Source organism: Xylanivirga thermophila (genome assembly GCF_004138105.1).
GTDB lineage: Bacteria > Bacillota > Clostridia > Caldicoprobacterales > Xylanivirgaceae > Xylanivirga > Xylanivirga thermophila.
In genome coordinates, this window is record NZ_RXHQ01000012.1 from 17,654 (window position 1) to 35,090 (window position 17,437).

A 17,437-nucleotide genomic window follows, 5' to 3' on the forward strand; every position below is an offset into this window, starting at 1 on the left:
TATAATGTACAAACCAATTATAATATCGTCAGTATCCTTTATCCACTAGAATACAACGGGCTTCATAAGCTTCTGACTGAGGAACAAGTATCTCATAGCAATTATCCTGCTCAGATACATTCTTGTATATAGGCCTTGACTTAACTAAAAAGCCTTCATCCGTCAGCATACTCTGTATGTCTTTGGCAGTATCCTCTGACTGGGCCATATATATAACTATCCACATATCCAGCCCTCCTAATAATTAATCAATCATCCTGGCTACCTGATAACAAATCCCCATACTTAGTAAGTATCTTTGCCTTACCACGAATCTTTATAGCAGATGTATTTTCCGTAAATTGAGCAAGCATAACCTCTCCCTTATCTAATTTTTCCGTATGATGAAACTTAGTATCTCTACCCCTTGTCATACCAATTATGCTAACTCCATCCTCTAATGCCAAAACGCATACATAATCATCTAAAACCCTATCTTCATCCATACTGCCTATCCTCCTCCAGTTCAAAAGCCTTTTCGAAATCTTCTTTGTTATTATATCATATATAAATACATATATGCTATAACTAGCCCACCAATTTTACCGATTCTCGCCCCAAAATTCTACATAATTCTTCAATTAGCTGATTTTCACACTCCACCCATAGATCCCGTTCCGCCACAAACCGCTGTCCGCTGCCTTCCATAAATAGATATACTGGGATACTTCCCTGATGACGTTTTAGTACAGGACAGATATCCCTTTGGATATCTACCGTTTGACCTTTAGGGATCTTCAAATATAACTTTTTGTTTATAGCTTGGCTTGTAAGCGGAGTTATCCTATCGCATATTATCTTTGCGTCCTCTTCCTCCCTTATGCTTACTTTACCCTTTATAATAACAGTATTATCGTTATCGAGGAACTTTGAATATCTTTGGTATACTGTAGGAAAGACAATAACCTCTACACTGCCATATAGATCTTCCAATGTTACAAAGGCCATTATGTTATTATTCTTTGTCGCCTTTATCTTTTTTGAAACCACTATACCACCTATTGTTATAGGCTGCCCATCTTTTAAGCCACCCTGTACCATTAGATCTTCCTGTCCCTCATCTACTGTTTGCAGATCCAATGTATTATTTAAACGATCAAGTACATCTTTAAACTGTGATAGTGGATGTCCACTTATATAAACACCTACCATCTCCTTCTCCATGGCTAGCATTATTCTCTGCGGAAATTCCTTTATATCTGGCAGCAAATCCTTTTCAAATCCCATATCATCATCTTCCGTATCAATGGCATCAAACAATGATACCTGGCCTTCTATATTACGCTTGCGATCCTGATATACGCCATCTAATACCTTATCATATACTGCCATAAGCTGAGAACGATATACACCAAATGAATCAAAAGCCCCACATTTTATAAGGCTCTCCAGCATACGCTTATTAATGCCTGCACCCTCTACACTATAGCAAAAATCTACAAAATCCTTAAATTTTCCATTCTTATCCCTTGACCTTATAATATCCTGTATGACGGGAAGACCTACATTTTTCACAGCAGCCAGACCAAAACGTATCTTATCTTCCTGAACTGTAAAATTTGCGTAACTCTCATTTACATCAGGGGGTAAAACATCAATACCGTGCCTTTTAGAATACTGTATATAGGATGCAACCTTACTGCTATTGCCCATTACACTGGTCATAAGGGCAGCCATAAATTCCACCGGATAATAATATTTAAGCCACGCTGTCCTATATGCAACAAGGGCATATGCCGCTGCATGGGATTTGTTAAATGCATACTTTGCAAACTCAGACATCTCATCAAATATCCTATTTGCTCCTTCTTCAGATATACCCCGTCTTATTGCACCGGGTACTAATACATTTCCAGCCCCATCTACAATACCATATATAAAATTTTGCCTCTCCTTTGCCATAACATCCGTCTTCTTTTTTGCCATGGCACGCCTTACAAGGTCTGCACGCCCAAGGGAATATCCTGCTAGATCCCTTACTATCTGCATGACCTGCTCCTGATATACCATACAGCCATAAGTAACCTCAAGTATGGGTGCTAAAGCCTCATCAGTATATCTTATGTTATCCGGATGTGTCCTGTTATCAATATACCTTGGTATCTGATCCATTGGCCCCGGTCTATACAAGGATATACCGGCTATTATATCCTCAAACGTATTAGGCCGAAGCTCTTTCATAAACTGCTTCATACCGGCATTTTCCAATTGGAATACCCCATCCGTATCCCCTTGAGACAGCATATTATATACCTTTTCATCATCTAATGGTATATTATCTATATCTATATACTCTCCCCTGTTTTGGGCTATAAGATCTACGGCATCCCTTATTACCGTCAGAGTTCTTAGGCCTAAGAAATCCATCTTTAGCATCCCCAGCTCCTCTATTGTATCCTTTGGAAACTGGGTAGTTATACAATCATCATTCTTTTGCAATGGAACATAGTCCGTTATTGGATCCTTTGATATAACCACACCAGCTGCATGGGTAGATGCATGCCTCGGCAATCCTTCAAGGCTTCTGGAAGTATCTATCAGCATCTTTATATTGGCATCCGATTCATAAATTATCCTAAGATCCTTATTTATTTCAAGCGCCCTGTCAATGGTCATTCCCAGCTCAAATGGAATCATCTTTGCTATTTTGTCCACATCAGCATATGGCATGTCCATAGCTCGCCCAACATCCCTTATAACCGCTCTAGCTGCCATGGTCCCAAATGTAATTATCTGGGTTACCTTGTCCTCCCCATATTTTTTAACAACATAATCTATAACCTCCTGCCGCCTTTCGAAGCAGAAATCTATATCTATATCCGGCATACTTATACGCTCTGGATTTAAAAATCTTTCAAACAGTAAATTATATTTAAGAGGATCTATTTGAGTAATACCAAGTGCATAGGAAACTAGACTGCCTGCTGCGCTTCCACGACCTGGTCCTACCATAATGCCATTATCCTTAGCAAATTTTATAAAATCCCATACTATAAGGAAATAATCTACATAGCCCATATCCTCTATAACGCCTAATTCATATTCAATACGATCCTTTATATCTTCAGTAACATCCTTATACCTTTTTTTAAGGCCTCCATAGCATAATTTCCTAAGGTATTCATTTGCTCGATAGCCTTCAGGCACATCATAGGAAGGTAGATGCATGGTATCAAAATCGAACTCCACATTACATCTCTCTGCAATACGATTTGTATTATCAATGGCCTCAGGATAGTCTGAAAAAAGCTCGCTCATTTCAAGCTTAGATTTTAGATAAAATTCCTGTGTTTCGAATTTTAGCCTATTTTCATCATTTATAGTCTTACCCGTTTGAATACACAAAAGTACATCATGGGCGTTCGCATCTTCCTGGTCTATATAATGTATATCATTGGTGGCCACAAGTGGTATCTCCAATTTTTTAGCTAAACTAACTAATTTTCCGTTCACCATCTTTTGTTCAGCCAATCCATGATCCTGTAATTCTATATAAAAATTATCTGGTCCAAACATATTTTTAAGTCTAAGTGCCAATGTCTCCGCCTGTTCATCCTGCCCATTAAGTAAATGTTTTGGTATATCCCCAGCTATACAAGCACTCAAAGCAATAAGGCCATCGCTATACTTTTCTAAAATATCATAATCTATCCTAGGTTTGTAGTAAAAGCCCTCAATAAATCCTAAGGATACCAGTTTTGTAAGGTTTTTATATCCTTCATTATTCCTCGCCAAAAGTACCAAATGGGCATAGTTACTATCATAACGACCTTCCTTGTCATGCATAGAACGTGGGGCTACATACACCTCACATCCTATTATAGGATGTATACCCCTTTTCTTTGCCTCTTTATAAAAATCTACTACTCCATACATAACTCCGTGGTCAGTTATGGCAATACTACTCATCCCCAGCTCCTTACATCGATCAAGAAGCTTTGGTATTCTGCATGCTCCATCCAACAAGCTGTATTCAGTATGCACATGTAAATGGGTAAAAGCAGACATATAGTTATTCCTCCCTTATCATCTGCTTACATTTTATCATTCCGACATTAAATATACAATAAAGAACAAAAAAAGCAACTTGATAACAAGTTGCCTATTTTGTCGCCTTACTATTCACCTCAGGCATATCCGCAAAATTGGAGTTGATAAGCTTCTTCATGGCATCCATAGCCTCTTTTTCATCTTTACCTTCTATTTTTAAGGTAATTTCATCACCCTGCGCCACACCAAGGGACATAACTCCCATTATACTCTTTGCATTTATCTTTTTAGCATCCTTTTGAATCCATATATTAGATGAAAATTTACTGGCTATCTGCACAAATAATGCAGCCGGTCTGGCCCTTAATCCTGATTGATGGGTGATTTTGACTACGCTTTGAACCACTTAAATCTCCCCCTTTTTAATTCTCAGATCATCAGCTAACTGATCTAACTTTCTGAGCCTATGATTAACCCCTGACTTACCCATAGGTGGTGAAAGCATCTGGCCCAATTCCTTTAAACTGGCATCGGGATAATTCAGCCTAAGCTCCGCTATCTCCTTTAGAGAATGGGGCAATTTCTGATATTCACTATTTTCCTTTAAATATTTAATATTATCGATCTGTCTTAAAGAAGCGTTTACCGTTTTACCCAAATTAGCCGTTTCACAGTTAACAATCCTATTTATATTATTGCGCATATCTTTATAAATTCTTATATTCTCTAAATTTAAAAGGGCAGTATGGGCCCCAATAATGCTAAATAGATTTACGATATGCTCCCCTTCTTTTAAGTATACCACAAAATTATTTTTACGCTCAACAATTTTTGCATGAAGATCAAAATAATTTAAAAGCTCACATAAATCCTCACTGTATTCATTCCTATGGGATACAAATTCCAGGTGATACCCCTTCTCAGGATCACTTACCGAACCACCGCCTAAAAATGCCCCCCTTAGATATGCACGCTTACAGCATGGTCTTCTGATAAGGTCCTCATGTATACCGCTACATACATTGTTTTTACCATCTCTATCCCTATAAAAAATATATATGTCAGATAATATGCGTTTTGAATAGACGGATTGCGGTATGAGCAAAAGATAACTATTATTTTTCCTTAATCTTTTATTTTTTCTCACCAGTATCTCCGGATTTATCCCGTATAATTCCTTTATAAGCATAAAAGCGCGCCTGGCAATACATGCATTTTCTGTCGTTATACATATTCCTACCCTATCACGTCCGGCCAATTTTATAGTACCACTGGTGTGAATAATGGCAGCAAGCTCAGCTATCTTGCAACAATCCCTCTCCACCGTCACCCGGCATAATTCAGCCTTTACCTTGGAGGAGAATGACATATAAGCCACCTCTTTTCTATCGTAAAGCCATTAAATATCGCTAGGTTGTAATATTATATTCATTACCTCTTGAGCCAGTTTAACTGGATCATGTCTTATAAAACCCTTGGTTATATCCATAATATCAGCAGTTACAAGCCGTATGCCAATCTCTTCTAAAATATTTACAGCCGACTCACATGGCCTAACAGGACTCGAACCTTCTTCTTCATATTTCTCCAATAGATCATTAGGGATATAGCTGTCATTTGCAAGCACATATTCTAATATATTATACCCGCAATGATCAGTTATAGCCTTAACATGATCCAATACACCATAACCAACAGTTTCTCCAGGTTGTGTCATTACATTACATACATATATCTTTTTGCATTTGTTTCTCAGTATAGCTTCGTATACATCATGCACCAGCAAATTGGGCATTATACTGGTATATAAACTGCCTGGTCCTAATACTATGGCATCAGCATCATATATGGCTTCTACCACTTCAGGCAGGCTCTTACAATCTTCAGGGGATATAAAAATCCGTTCTATATGCGTATTCATATCCATACACGCCTTCGGTATTTTAGACTCCCCATATACTATCTCTCCATTTTTAAGCAACGCCTTTAATGTCATATTATCAATGGTAACAGGAAGTACCCTTCCCGTTATTGCAAGCACATTGCCAAGCTCATCTACAGCCTTTTCAAATCCGCCAGATATATCAGTCATGGCTGCAATAAGGAGATTGCCAAGATTTTGCCCTTTTAAATAGCCCTCTTTGAATCTATACTGTAAAAGCTGCTCCATTGCAGGCTCCATATCGGCCAACGCTAATATACAGTTGCGTATGTCTCCTGGCGGGAGTATGCCCAGATCTTCTCGTATTTGACCTGAATTGCCACCGTCATCTGCCACCGTTACTATAGCCGTTATGTTGTTGGTATATAGCTTAAGGCCCCTTAATAGATTAGATAATCCTGTACCACCACCTAAAGCAACTATCTTAGGGTTTAATTTTTCTTTAATCGGCTTTTTGCATTCTATTTCCATTTTAAAATTCACCCATATAAAATTTATTTGATATCCCTATGTTCTACAGTTACTTTATGTCCCTTATCCTTTAATATATTATACAATTCTTCTGCTATAGCTACTGAACGATGCTGGCCTCCAGTACATCCTATACCTATAACCAGCTGATACTTACCTTCTCTAATATAATATGGTATAAGAAAGTCTAACATGTCTAAAAGTTTGCCTAAAAATTGACCAGTTTCCGGAAAAGAAAATATATAGTCCCGTACATCGCATTCAAGCCCTGTATGTTCCTTGAGTTCTTCCACATAAAATGGATTGGGAAGAAATCTCACATCAAATATAAGATCCCCCTCCAATAACATACCATTTTTAAATCCAAATGATATGACTGAAATAATAAGCCGTTCAGCATCCTTGTCATCTGAAAAAAGTTCATTTAGTATACTCTTTAGCTGGCTTGTATGAAGGGTACTGGTGTCTATTATATAATTAGCCCTCTCCTTAAGGGTTTTGAGTTTTTCCCGTTCAAGATGTATACCCTGTATTATCCTGCCTTCCTTGACCAATGGATGCATACGACGACTCTCCTTATATCGTTTTATGAGTACGTCATCTGAAGCATCCAAATACAATATTTCATATGAATATCCCTCTTCCTTTAGAAGGTACAAACATTCAAAGAGATCATCAAAAAAACCGCCACCTCTTATATCTACCACAATAGCTACCTTGTCTACCCTACCTTCCGACTGATAACACAGTTCAGCAAACTTTGGTATAAGCTTTGGGGGTAGATTGTCTATGCAAAAAAAACCCATATCCTCAAGATATCGTATAGTCATAGTCTTTCCCGCACCTGATAAACCAGTCACCACAATAAATCGCATAAAATCCCCCTTCTTTCGTTAGAACAACCTAGAATTTATTATAGCCTCAGGAGGAAGTGCTGCCTCTCTTGCTATCTGTATGCCAAGGTCAAATACACCCACCCTATCAGGGGTATGGGCGTCACTATTTATAACAAATGTTGCCCCTTGTTCCAATGCTATTTTAACATAATCGGCAGTCATAAATCCATGACTAGCATTAATTTCTAATGCTATGCCCGTTTGGGCAGCCTTTTCTGCCAATAATCTACTATCTATGTCGATCTTTGCTCCTGGATGGGTTATTATGTCTATAGGATATCTATCCATAGCCTTTATCATGGAGAAGGTGTTTATATACCTAAGTTCCTCCCGTTGTTTTTCAGATAATAGCTTGGCCATCATATTCCTACCAAAAAGGCTCAGAGCATCCTTGCACGAAGCAGGCATAGCTCCCTTATGAAAACCCATCAGTATTATATCAAATTTATCAAAATACTCCTCCGGTATGTCAATATTACCATCTAACCCCACAAGATTGGATTCTATTCCTAATAATATCTCTATATCATCATATTTCTCATTAAGCCTTTGTATCTCTTCGCGCATTTTTTGCACATCGCCCTTTTTTATACCATAACCTATATGCCCAAAACCATGATCTGATATCGCAATTTTTTTAAGTCCCCTGGTTCGAGCGGCCTGCACATTCTCTTCTATGGTGCCTTTGCCATGACTGTATATGGTGTGCGTATGGTAATCAGCGGTTATATCATACACTTAAAATCACCTACTCCTCGCCTACAATCCTTAATTCTGGATACATTTCCACACCAAACTCTTCATACACCCTATCTTGTATTAAATGTATTAAATCAATTACATCCTTGGCTGTAGCATTACCTAGATTTATAATAAACCCTGCATGCATCTCCGAAACTTGAGCATCGCCTATACGTGCCCCTTTAAGTCCTACATCCTGTATAAGCTTTCCTGCATAATACCCAGGCGGACGTTTAAAGACACTGCCTGCACTAGGATATGATAGAGGCTGTTTTTGTCTGCGCCTTCTAGTAAGATCATCCATCTTATCTTTGATAGCAGAATAATCATCAGGATATAGCTTCGTGCATACATTAAGGGCGATAAGTTGGTTCTTTTGTATTATGCTAGTCCTATAGCCATAATCTAGCCCATCCCTTGAAATAGTATAGATATTTCCTTCCCTATCCAATACTTCTACGTTTTCTACTATATCCTTCATCTCTCCTCCGTAGGCTCCTGCGTTCATTGTTACTGCTCCGCCTAGTGTACCCGGTATACCACAGGCAAATTCTAGTCCAGAGAGGGAATTTTGAAGTGCTATTCGTGATAGTTTTGACATAAGGATACCAGATTGAGCTTTTATACAACCTTCGCATACCTCAGCATTGCTAAATTTATCTGCAAGCTTCACAACAACCCCCCTCATACCTCCATCCCTTACCAGTAGATTACTGCCATTGCCCATTATATAGATTGGCATATCCCATTGTTTGCACATATCCATTATAATCTTTATATGATCTGTCTTAGAAGGCATAATCAGTATATCGGCTGGTCCACCTATACGAAATGAAGTATGATTTTTCATAGGTTCATTTATAAGCACCTGTGATTCCGGGATAAACTCTTTTATTTTTTTGTAAAATGCATTTATGTCCATATACCAAACTCCTGCCTTGTATAATTTACTATTTAGTTTACTCTATTTTAGCTTTATCTGCAACATCACCCTTTTGCCCATTAGGACAAAAATCATATCGTTTTAAAGAGTCCTCTATCGTATGCATAAAAAAATCATCTTCATATATATATCCTGTACCTTTCGATACTGGAAACATACCTATCTCTTTTAGGCTCTCCTGTATTTCATTATTCATAAGCCATTTAAAAAATTCTATGCATATTTTCTCTTTTTCGGTCTCATCCTGTTTTAAAAGACCATATACACCTATCTGATCATTAAATAGTCCATCCCTTTCCAATACAGACAATGGTATTACTTCTATATTTGCATCGCTTAGTTTGTCAGAGCTTCTTATATTATACACGGTCCGAGTATTTGCAAGCATCATTGCAGAACGCTTGCTTTTTCCAAACACCTCCCATGCATCATAGTATGAAGGATATACTTTTATTGAGGACATTCCTTCTATATTGACAAGTGGGTTGCTGTATCTATCCTTATAAGTGCAAAGCCCGTAGTATTCAATCTCCCTCTTACCTTCCTTTACTTTGTATGTAAGAGTCTTTGATAAATTCTCCAAAGTCTTAGCATCTATCTCTACATCAGTCTCTATTTCTATATCTTTCGCATTTAAAATATCGGTATTTAAAAACAACCCATAGCCACCAAGCATATATGGCAACCCCTTCATGTTTTTGCCATCCACCACCTGGGCTAATGCTAAAGCATCCATATCCTTCAATTGAGTTTTAAAATAGGGCATAATATCTATTAGCATATCACTTGGCACTATCTCTTCATACGGAGATAAGGATACTATATCAGGCAGTAAATCCCTGTCTGCTCCTTGCTGGAAATACATAGAAGCACGTTCCGGCGTCATAGATTTTATATCTACAAATACCCCTGGATGTGCTTTTTCAAATTGCCTTACATGTTTGTTTATCCAGCTAATACTGCTTCCTGTACCGGTCTTTATATATGGAATATCCCAAATTGTTATTATGCCGGTCCATGCTGGTTTATCAGGCATAAGCGGTTCTAATGGTTCAATGGGTGTCCTAAGTTTTGATACAATTATAGGGCTTAGTATAAAAAGTAACACAAGACAAAGCCATAAAAAAAGAGTAAATGGCTTTACTTTAGGCTTCATAATCATTCCCCCTGTAAAACCCTTTACTCAAAATATATGGTCCTTATCTATTCAGTATGACTCAATTTATTTTTCCTAGCATAGCAGCCCCTATTATTCCTGCATCATTTCCAAGCTCTGATATACATAATTTTGCATGGGGCAGATCTTTATAGAATATATGTTCTTCTACTTCTTTATTCAATGCATCAAGCAGAAAATCTCCCGCCCTTGACACGCCGCCTCCTATGGCTATAATATCCGGATCAAAGATATTTATAATGGTTATAATACCCATTGTGAGATAATGAATATATCTTCTAAATATCTTGAGACCTTCTTCATCTCCCGCCTTTGCAGCATCTATTACCACCTTGGCATTTATCTTATCAAGATCACCTTTTACAGTCTTTGCAATAAGACTTTCAGGGTGAGTCTTTGCTGCCTCCTTACCCTCCCGTATAAGGGCAGTAGCAGAGGTATAACGCTCAAAGCAACCCTTGTTGCCACAAGTACATTCTATTCCATCTACCGACACTATCATATGCCCCAGTTCGGCTCCTGCACCATGGCTACCACTATAGGGCTTGCCATCTATTATAATACCAGAACCTACACCCGTTCCTAATGTAATGGTAACCGAATTTCTATATCCCTGACACGCACCACATACAGCTTCCGCAAGACCAGCCACATTGGCATCATTGTCAATATAGACAGGTAAGTTAACATACTTCCTAAGTTCCTCGCCTACGGGGATATGCTTCCAATATAGATTGTTAGCATATACTATAAAGGCCTTTTCTTTGTCAGCTACACCAGGAGAACCAATGCCTATTGAAACTATGTCATCCACAACGTATCCTGCATTCTTTATTACCTTTTTGATTAAATCCCCCATATCCTTTATTATCTCCTGATATGGGCGCCCTACTCCTGTAGGTATCTCGTCCTTATGCAGTATTCTCCCATTTTCATCTACTACACCGGCTCCTATGTTGGTACCACCCAAGTCCACACCTACGTATAGTTTCATAACTCCATCCTCCTCAGTAATAAAAAAATAATACCATAATATTTTACCCTTATTTTATGCAAAATCCAATACCTATTCTGCTACTTCCTTCTATAGGTCATCCTCTTCATTATGCATCTCAATAAGGGCATTAAGCCTATCATCCAATTCCTTTGCTGCATTATACCCTAATTTTTTCAGTCTCCAATTTCTGGCTGCCACTTCTACAATAATAGCAAGATTCCGTCCAGGGCGAACAGGAATTACCAGCTTGGGCAGCTTAACACCTAGTATGTCAGTATATTCTTCAGATAATCCAAGCCTATCATACTCCTTCTTTTCATCCCAGAATTCCAAATAGATAACTAAATCCAACGGTTTATTGTTTATAACAGAACCTACACCGTACATGGACTTTATGTCTATTATACCTATACCCCGTATTTCCATAAAGTGTCTTATAAGTTCCGGTGATTCACCTATAAGTCGATTTTCTGCTACCTTTTTGATTTCAACTGCATCATCAGCCACCAGTCTATGTCCTCTCTTTACCAGTTCTAAGGCTGTCTCACTTTTACCTATACCACTCTCTCCCGCCAGAAATATCCCTACACCATATACATCTACCAATACACCATGTCTTGTTACCCTTGGAGCAAGCTGGGAATCTAAATAACTTATAAGCTTATTTATAAGCGCAGTAGTTACCCGTTTTGATGAAAATACCGGGCGTTTATATTTCTTTGCATACTTCATTATATATTCAGGTACTTCCATATCCCTTGCCACAATAAGACAGGGTATGTCATAGCTAAAGTATACATCCAGTCTCTCATCCCTTACAACAGGGTTAAGCTGTTCTAGATAGTTCATCTCTACCTTCCCCAATACCTGCATTCTATCACTCGCAAAGTAATCAAAAAAACCAGCAAACTGGAGTCCCGGCCTATTTATATCGCTAGTATCTATATCTACGGCTGTATGCTCCTCCTCACAGTATAATGTTTCAAGGTCTAACGATCTTGTCAGATCATCTATAGGTATGCTACTCACAGGACGTATCCTCCTTTAAAATAAACTTTTCTATCACATGGGCTATTCCATTATCATTATTGGTATGGGTAACATAATCGGCTCTTTTTTTAACATCTTCAGATGCGTTGCCCATAGCCACGCCCAATCCTGCATATTCTATCATGGGAAGATCGTTATAACTATCTCCAATTGCCACTATCCCCTGCCTGTCTATATCTAAAGATTTAGATAGCCTTTCAATTGCCCTACCCTTGGTAGCATCTTTATGAGTAAATTCTAAAAGCGTAGGCTTTGATGTAGTAATACATAAAATCTCCCCAAATTGCTTTTTATATAGATCCTTAAGTTTCTGTATATTAACAGGATCATCTATTATGAGCAATTTTGTCACATCAGTATCTATAAATTTATCCAATCTACCTACCTCAATGCCCTTAAACCCGCTGATACGCTCATACATATCACTATGCTCCGTATATTTCTCTACATAATAATCATCATCTATATAAGCCTGCATATAAAGTCTTTTATCTGCACTGTCCCTAGCCACCTCCCTGGCTATATCCATCGGTATGGGACAATGAAATAGATTCTTACGGGTCTTGGTTTCTTTTATAAGTGCACCTTGATAGGTAATAACAGGCACATTTATTCCCAGCTGCTCTGCATATGGCAGGGTTGCCTTAAACATCCGCCCGGTGGCTATTGTTATACATACACCAAGTTCTGAGGCTTTTTGTATGGCCTGCCTGTCCCCTTCGCCAATTGATAGATCATCTGTTAGCAGGGTATCATCCAAATCCAATACCAACATCCTATATTTCATCTAAACACCTCTCCCTAGATTATATAATTTTTCAACCTATAATTCAAAGTATTCTTTAATGCTTTGTGCAGCAGTTTTATTCATACCAGGCACCTCACAGAGTTCCTCCACAGAAGCCTTTTTTATAGCATCGATGGAGCCAAATCTATTAAAAAGAGCGATTCGACGTTTAGGTCCTATCCCAGGTATATCTTCCAATACCGATCTTAGATTGTTTTTGCCATGGAGACTTCTATGATAGGTAATGGCAAATCTATGTGCCTCATCCCTTATACGCTCTAAAAGATGAAGTGCATTAGAATCTTTTGGTATTACAACAGGATCTGATTTAAATGGTACATATACCTCCTCAAAACGCTCTGCCAGCCCTATTATAGGTATACTGTCCATACCCATTTCTCTGAGTACTGACATGGCACTATTTAGCTGACCCTTACCTCCATCTATGAGTATAAGATCTGGAAATCGGGAAAATTTGCCATAGTTTGGATCCTTCCCTTGGGACTCTAGCTCCCGCCTTTCATTTAAACCCCTTCTAAATCGCCTGCCTACCACCTCAATCATGCTGGCAAAATCATTTGGAACACCCTCTTGAAGACTTTTTATCTTAAACCTTCTATAGTCCTTCTTTTTAGGCTTGCCACCTTCGAACACCACCATAGATGCCACTGTGTCAGTACCCTGTATATGGGATATGTCAAATGCCTCTATACGATATGGCACACTATCAAGACCTAGATACTCTGCAAGCTCTATACTTGCCCCTTCAGTGCGGGCCTTTTCCCGCTCCATTTGATGCTCTATATTTTCCAATACATCCTGTGCATTTTTTATGGCGAGGTTTACCAATTTTTTCTTTTCACCCCTTACGGGCGCATGTATATTGACCTTTGATCCCCTTTTATCGCTCAACCATCGCCCTATTAGATCACTTTCATCTATAGGCTGTTGAATGAGTATTTCCCTGGGAATAAAGGATGATACGAGATAAAACTGTTTTATAAAGGATGTCATCACTTCAGCAAGATCACTATCCTTAGAATCATCTAATATATAATGCTGTGAGCCTATAAGTTTCCCTTTCCTTACAAAAAATACTTGAGCAATACACCTATCTTTTCCCTGGACAAAACCGAGTATATCCTTATCCTCCATATCGGTGGATATGATCTTTTGCCTCTCCATTATCTGCTCTACAGCCCTTATTCTATCGCGAATAAGGGCCGCCTTTTCAAATTGGAGACCCTCTGATGCCTTTTCCATTTCTACGTTTAGTTCTTTTATAATATCCTCATGCCTGCCGTCTAAAAATTTACATATCTGTTTTACCATCTCGTCATATTCGCCCTTATCCACATTGCCCTGACAAGGTCCTAGGCATTTTCCCATATGATAATACAAACAAGGCCTGCCCTTAACTGCATTACCGTCAATATTTCTATTGCAACTTCTTATGGGAAATATCTGTTTTATAAGCTCTATCGTTTCCCTCACGGCTCTTGAACTGGTATAAGGGCCAAAGTATTTATTCTTATCCTTGCTTATTCTTCTAACCATTAGTACCCTAGGATAACCCTCCTCTGTGGTTACCTTTATATATGGATAATGTTTATCATCCTTCAAGAGAATATTATACTTTGGTCTATGTTTTTTTATAAGATTGCATTCTAATATAAGGGCCTCCATCTCCGAATCAGTCAAAATATATTCAAAATCATATATATTTGAAACCATGGCCCTAACCTTGGGAGTATGATTTCTTGAAGACTGAAAATACTGTCGCACACGATTTTTAAGTGATATAGCCTTTCCTATATATATTATGTTATTATCCCTATCCTTCATTATATAGACACCTGGATTGTCAGGTAATGTCTTTAATTTTTCCTGGAGTGATGTCATAAACCTCTGTCCTTTCGATTGCATATGCTATTATAAGATTAGCATTTTACTATGCATAAGGCAATATGTATATATAAAAAGCCGCCCGTTTTATTCAGGCAGCTCCCACTCAATCAATACCTTTTTTAATAATCTATTACAAAATCCTCTTCTTTTCTACCACTAGGGGAATATCTTCATCACCTTTTAGCTCCTTACCAGGTGCTATTTCCACATATTTATCGGTAATTATATTAGTAAGCTTTGACCCATTGCCTATAATACCATTCTGAAGTACTATACAATTCTTTAAAACTGCCCCCTTACCAACCTTGACTTTTCTAAAGATTATGCTGTTTTCTATATTGCCTTCTATAATGCACCCATTCCCTATTATAGAATTCTTTACATCACTGTTTTCATAATATCTAGCAGGAACCTCATCACTAGCCTTTGTATATACAGGCCTTTCATCTAAGAATAACTGTTTCCTTATTCCATGATCTAATAGTTCCATACTGCTTTTATAATAAGCCTTTAGTGAATTTATACATCTTAAATAACCTTTAAATTCATATGTACCCACTCTATACCTGTCCAACGAATTATATATTGCATTCTTAATCTTCCTAAAATTGCCAGTGGTTACTCCTTCCCTTACCAACTCAATGAATAAATCTTTTTTCATTATATACATTTCCATACATATATTTGCATCCTGCATATTGCCTATGTTTTTGCCTACGCTCTGCAACCTTCCATCATCATCTATATTGAGTACTTCACACAACAAAAAATTTTTATCGGCATTAACTACCTTCTTATATATTACAGTTACATCATTTTCTGAATTCTGGTGAAAGTCCACTGCTTTCTTAAAATCAATATTGCATATCATATATGAAGAAGAGAGAATTATATATTCCTGTTTTGATTTATAAAAATACTCTATGTTGCTGGAAAAATTATATATATCATCTATTTCAGGGTTTATATGTGCAAAATTAAAAGTTCTAAGTCCATCTATCTTTCTATTCAAATCCCACGGACGTCCATTTCCCAAATGATCCATTAATGATCTCGACTGCATCTTTGTAAATATCCCTATATTGTCTATTCCAGCATTGGTCATATTTGAAAGGATAAAATCTATTATTCTATATCTACCTGCTATAGGTACCGATGCCAATGATCTATTCCTAGTAAGTTCTCTTATCCTGTCTTCATTTTCATCTAAGTTTATAATCCCCATACAATTTTTTAACATATTAATTCCCCCAATCCTAATAAGCCCATTATAATTAACAGCTTATTTCACAACCGACCCCGATTTTATATCCTCATTGACTCCAATAACTGTCACCTTTTTGCCATCCCCTATAATACTGTTTCTTCTTATAATCGCATTATTACCAATTATCGCTTTATTGATAATAACGTTTTCTCCTACCTTTGCATCTGGCATTATTACTGAATTCATCACTTTGGCATTCTTACCAACTATTGCACCTATGGATAATATGGAGTGTATAATCTCTCCATATACCCTACACCCATCTACTACAAGTGAATCTTTTATACTAGCATTTGGACCTATATATTGTGCAGGCCTTACATAGTTATAAGAATATACTCTCCAAGCAGGATCCCGCATATTAAGCCCGTTATCACTCTCTAGAAGATCCATATTTGACTCCCATAAACTTTCTATCGTACCTACATCCTTCCAGTAACCCTCAAAAGGATAGGCATACAATTTAAGTCCAGACTTTAGCATTTTGGGTATGATATTTTTACCAAAATCATTGCTAGAATTCTTGTCCCTTACATCCTCTTTTAAAAATTTTTTAAGAAGGGTCCAATTAAATATGTATATCCCCATAGATGCCTTGTTACTCTTAGGATGCTTAGGCTTTTCTTCAAATTCATATATGGACAAATCTTCATTTGTATTCATGATACCAAACCTAGACGCCTCATTGGGGTCTACGTCTATGACTGCTATAGTACAGTCTGAGCATTTTTGTCTATGGAACTTAAGCATTTTCTCATAATCCATTTTATATATGTGATCCCCTGATAATACAATTATATATTCCGGATCATAGCTATCTATAAAGGATATATTCTGATATATGGCATCTGCTGTCCCTCTATACCAGCTACCTCCAGATTCCTCCTGATAGGGCGGGAGTATATACACCCCACCATTTCGCCTGTCCAAATCCCATGGGCTACCTAATCCCACATGAGCATGAAGTTCAAGGGGCATATATTGAGTAAGCACTCCCACCGTATATATGCCTGAATTCGAACAGTTACTAAGGGTAAAATCTATTATTCTATATTTTCCCCCAAAAGGTACTGCAGGTTTAGCTAAGTGCTTAGTTAAAACACCTAATCTAGAACCCTGTCCTCCTGCCAATATCATTGCCACTATTTCCTTGTTCTGCATTGAGACACCCCACTTCACCTTCATGTTTCTATAAATTAATATATTAAATTCTATATTAATTTATATAC

General features: G+C 37.6%; 16 protein-coding genes. All 16 read right to left on the reverse strand.

Going from position 1 to position 17,437, the window contains the following annotated elements; translation table 11 throughout:
* Positions 1 to 28 precede the first annotated feature (28 nt).
* The 16 genes from EJN67_RS07155 to EJN67_RS07230 all read right to left on the reverse strand — a co-directional run bounded on the left by EJN67_RS07155 (position 29) and on the right by EJN67_RS07230 (position 17,369).
* The gene (locus EJN67_RS07155) at positions 29 to 226 is read right to left on the reverse strand and encodes a hypothetical protein (protein WP_129723663.1); all 198 of its coding nucleotides are present in this window, start codon (positions 224 to 226) and stop codon (positions 29 to 31) included.
* Positions 227 to 248: 22 nt separating this feature from the next.
* The gene (mtrB, locus tag EJN67_RS07160) at positions 249 to 485 is read right to left on the reverse strand and encodes a trp RNA-binding attenuation protein MtrB (RefSeq protein ID WP_129723664.1); all 237 of its coding nucleotides are present in this window, start codon (positions 483 to 485) and stop codon (positions 249 to 251) included.
* Between the two features lie 82 nt (positions 486 to 567).
* The gene (locus EJN67_RS07165; protein WP_129723665.1) at positions 568 to 4,047 is read right to left on the reverse strand and encodes a DNA polymerase III subunit alpha; all 3,480 of its coding nucleotides are present in this window, start codon (positions 4,045 to 4,047) and stop codon (positions 568 to 570) included.
* A 94-nt stretch (positions 4,048 to 4,141) separates the two neighbouring features.
* Positions 4,142 to 4,435, reverse strand: coding sequence for an HPr family phosphocarrier protein (locus EJN67_RS07170; protein ID WP_129723666.1), 294 nt, complete (start codon positions 4,433 to 4,435; stop codon positions 4,142 to 4,144).
* The gene (whiA, locus tag EJN67_RS07175; protein WP_129723667.1) at positions 4,436 to 5,398 is read right to left on the reverse strand and encodes a DNA-binding protein WhiA; all 963 of its coding nucleotides are present in this window, start codon (positions 5,396 to 5,398) and stop codon (positions 4,436 to 4,438) included. It abuts the gene before it with no gap.
* A 30-nt stretch (positions 5,399 to 5,428) separates the two neighbouring features.
* Complete coding sequence (locus tag EJN67_RS07180; protein WP_129723668.1) at positions 5,429 to 6,442, reverse strand: gluconeogenesis factor YvcK family protein; 1,014 nt, start codon at positions 6,440 to 6,442, stop codon at positions 5,429 to 5,431.
* Between the two features lie 23 nt (positions 6,443 to 6,465).
* Positions 6,466 to 7,317, reverse strand: coding sequence for an RNase adapter RapZ (rapZ, locus tag EJN67_RS07185; RefSeq protein WP_129723669.1), 852 nt, complete (start codon positions 7,315 to 7,317; stop codon positions 6,466 to 6,468).
* An 18-nt stretch (positions 7,318 to 7,335) separates the two neighbouring features.
* Positions 7,336 to 8,076 (reverse strand): PHP domain-containing protein, encoded by a 741-nt coding sequence (locus EJN67_RS07190; protein WP_243641251.1) that lies wholly within the window; start codon positions 8,074 to 8,076, stop codon positions 7,336 to 7,338.
* Between the two features lie 10 nt (positions 8,077 to 8,086).
* Positions 8,087 to 9,001 carry a UDP-N-acetylmuramate dehydrogenase gene (murB, locus tag EJN67_RS07195; protein WP_129723670.1) on the reverse strand — a complete coding sequence of 305 codons (915 nt, stop codon included), beginning with the start codon at positions 8,999 to 9,001 and terminating at the stop codon, positions 8,087 to 8,089.
* 37 nt (positions 9,002 to 9,038) lie between these two features.
* Positions 9,039 to 10,178 (reverse strand): type 2 periplasmic-binding domain-containing protein, encoded by a 1,140-nt coding sequence (locus EJN67_RS07200; RefSeq protein WP_165000789.1) that lies wholly within the window; start codon positions 10,176 to 10,178, stop codon positions 9,039 to 9,041.
* A gap of 61 nt (positions 10,179 to 10,239) precedes the next feature.
* Positions 10,240 to 11,193: an ROK family protein gene (locus EJN67_RS07205; RefSeq protein WP_129723672.1), complete on the reverse strand. Its 954-nt coding sequence runs from the start codon at positions 11,191 to 11,193 to the stop codon at positions 10,240 to 10,242.
* A 90-nt stretch (positions 11,194 to 11,283) separates the two neighbouring features.
* Positions 11,284 to 12,225 (reverse strand): HPr(Ser) kinase/phosphatase, encoded by a 942-nt coding sequence (hprK, locus tag EJN67_RS07210; RefSeq protein WP_129723673.1) that lies wholly within the window; start codon positions 12,223 to 12,225, stop codon positions 11,284 to 11,286.
* Positions 12,218 to 13,033: a Cof-type HAD-IIB family hydrolase gene (locus tag EJN67_RS07215; RefSeq protein ID WP_129723674.1), complete on the reverse strand. Its 816-nt coding sequence runs from the start codon at positions 13,031 to 13,033 to the stop codon at positions 12,218 to 12,220. The genes hprK and EJN67_RS07215 overlap by 8 nt, the downstream gene beginning before the upstream one ends.
* Before the next feature lie 36 nt (positions 13,034 to 13,069).
* Positions 13,070 to 14,935 carry an excinuclease ABC subunit UvrC gene (gene uvrC, locus EJN67_RS07220; protein ID WP_129723675.1) on the reverse strand — a complete coding sequence of 622 codons (1,866 nt, stop codon included), beginning with the start codon at positions 14,933 to 14,935 and terminating at the stop codon, positions 13,070 to 13,072.
* A 136-nt stretch (positions 14,936 to 15,071) separates the two neighbouring features.
* Positions 15,072 to 16,181 (reverse strand): glucose-1-phosphate adenylyltransferase subunit GlgD, encoded by a 1,110-nt coding sequence (glgD, locus tag EJN67_RS07225; protein WP_129723676.1) that lies wholly within the window; start codon positions 16,179 to 16,181, stop codon positions 15,072 to 15,074.
* Between the two features lie 42 nt (positions 16,182 to 16,223).
* Positions 16,224 to 17,369 (reverse strand): glucose-1-phosphate adenylyltransferase, encoded by a 1,146-nt coding sequence (locus EJN67_RS07230; protein WP_129723677.1) that lies wholly within the window; start codon positions 17,367 to 17,369, stop codon positions 16,224 to 16,226.
* Between the last annotated feature and the right edge of the window lie 68 nt (positions 17,370 to 17,437).

What these genes read in the sequence shown, in the direction of transcription:
- EJN67_RS07155 (WP_129723663.1), bottom strand. Translation starts at nt 226, where the DNA reads ATGTGGATAGTTATATATATGGCCCAGTCAGAGGATACTGCCAAAGAC.
- mtrB (WP_129723664.1), bottom strand. Translation starts at nt 485, where the DNA reads ATGGATGAAGATAGGGTTTTAGATGATTATGTATGCGTTTTGGCATTA.
- EJN67_RS07165 (WP_129723665.1), bottom strand. Translation starts at nt 4,047, where the DNA reads ATGTCTGCTTTTACCCATTTACATGTGCATACTGAATACAGCTTGTTG.
- whiA (WP_129723667.1), bottom strand. Translation starts at nt 5,398, where the DNA reads ATGTCATTCTCCTCCAAGGTAAAGGCTGAATTATGCCGGGTGACGGTG.
- EJN67_RS07180 (WP_129723668.1), bottom strand. Translation starts at nt 6,442, where the DNA reads ATGGAAATAGAATGCAAAAAGCCGATTAAAGAAAAATTAAACCCTAAG.
- rapZ (WP_129723669.1), bottom strand. Translation starts at nt 7,317, where the DNA reads ATGCGATTTATTGTGGTGACTGGTTTATCAGGTGCGGGAAAGACTATG.
- murB (WP_129723670.1), bottom strand. Translation starts at nt 9,001, where the DNA reads ATGGACATAAATGCATTTTACAAAAAAATAAAAGAGTTTATCCCGGAA.
- EJN67_RS07200 (WP_165000789.1), bottom strand. Translation starts at nt 10,178, where the DNA reads ATGAAGCCTAAAGTAAAGCCATTTACTCTTTTTTTATGGCTTTGTCTT.
- EJN67_RS07205 (WP_129723672.1), bottom strand. Translation starts at nt 11,193, where the DNA reads ATGAAACTATACGTAGGTGTGGACTTGGGTGGTACCAACATAGGAGCC.
- EJN67_RS07215 (WP_129723674.1), bottom strand. Translation starts at nt 13,033, where the DNA reads ATGAAATATAGGATGTTGGTATTGGATTTGGATGATACCCTGCTAACA.
- uvrC (WP_129723675.1), bottom strand. Translation starts at nt 14,935, where the DNA reads ATGACATCACTCCAGGAAAAATTAAAGACATTACCTGACAATCCAGGT.
- glgD (WP_129723676.1), bottom strand. Translation starts at nt 16,181, where the DNA reads ATGTTAAAAAATTGTATGGGGATTATAAACTTAGATGAAAATGAAGAC.
- EJN67_RS07230 (WP_129723677.1), bottom strand. Translation starts at nt 17,369, where the DNA reads ATGCAGAACAAGGAAATAGTGGCAATGATATTGGCAGGAGGACAGGGT.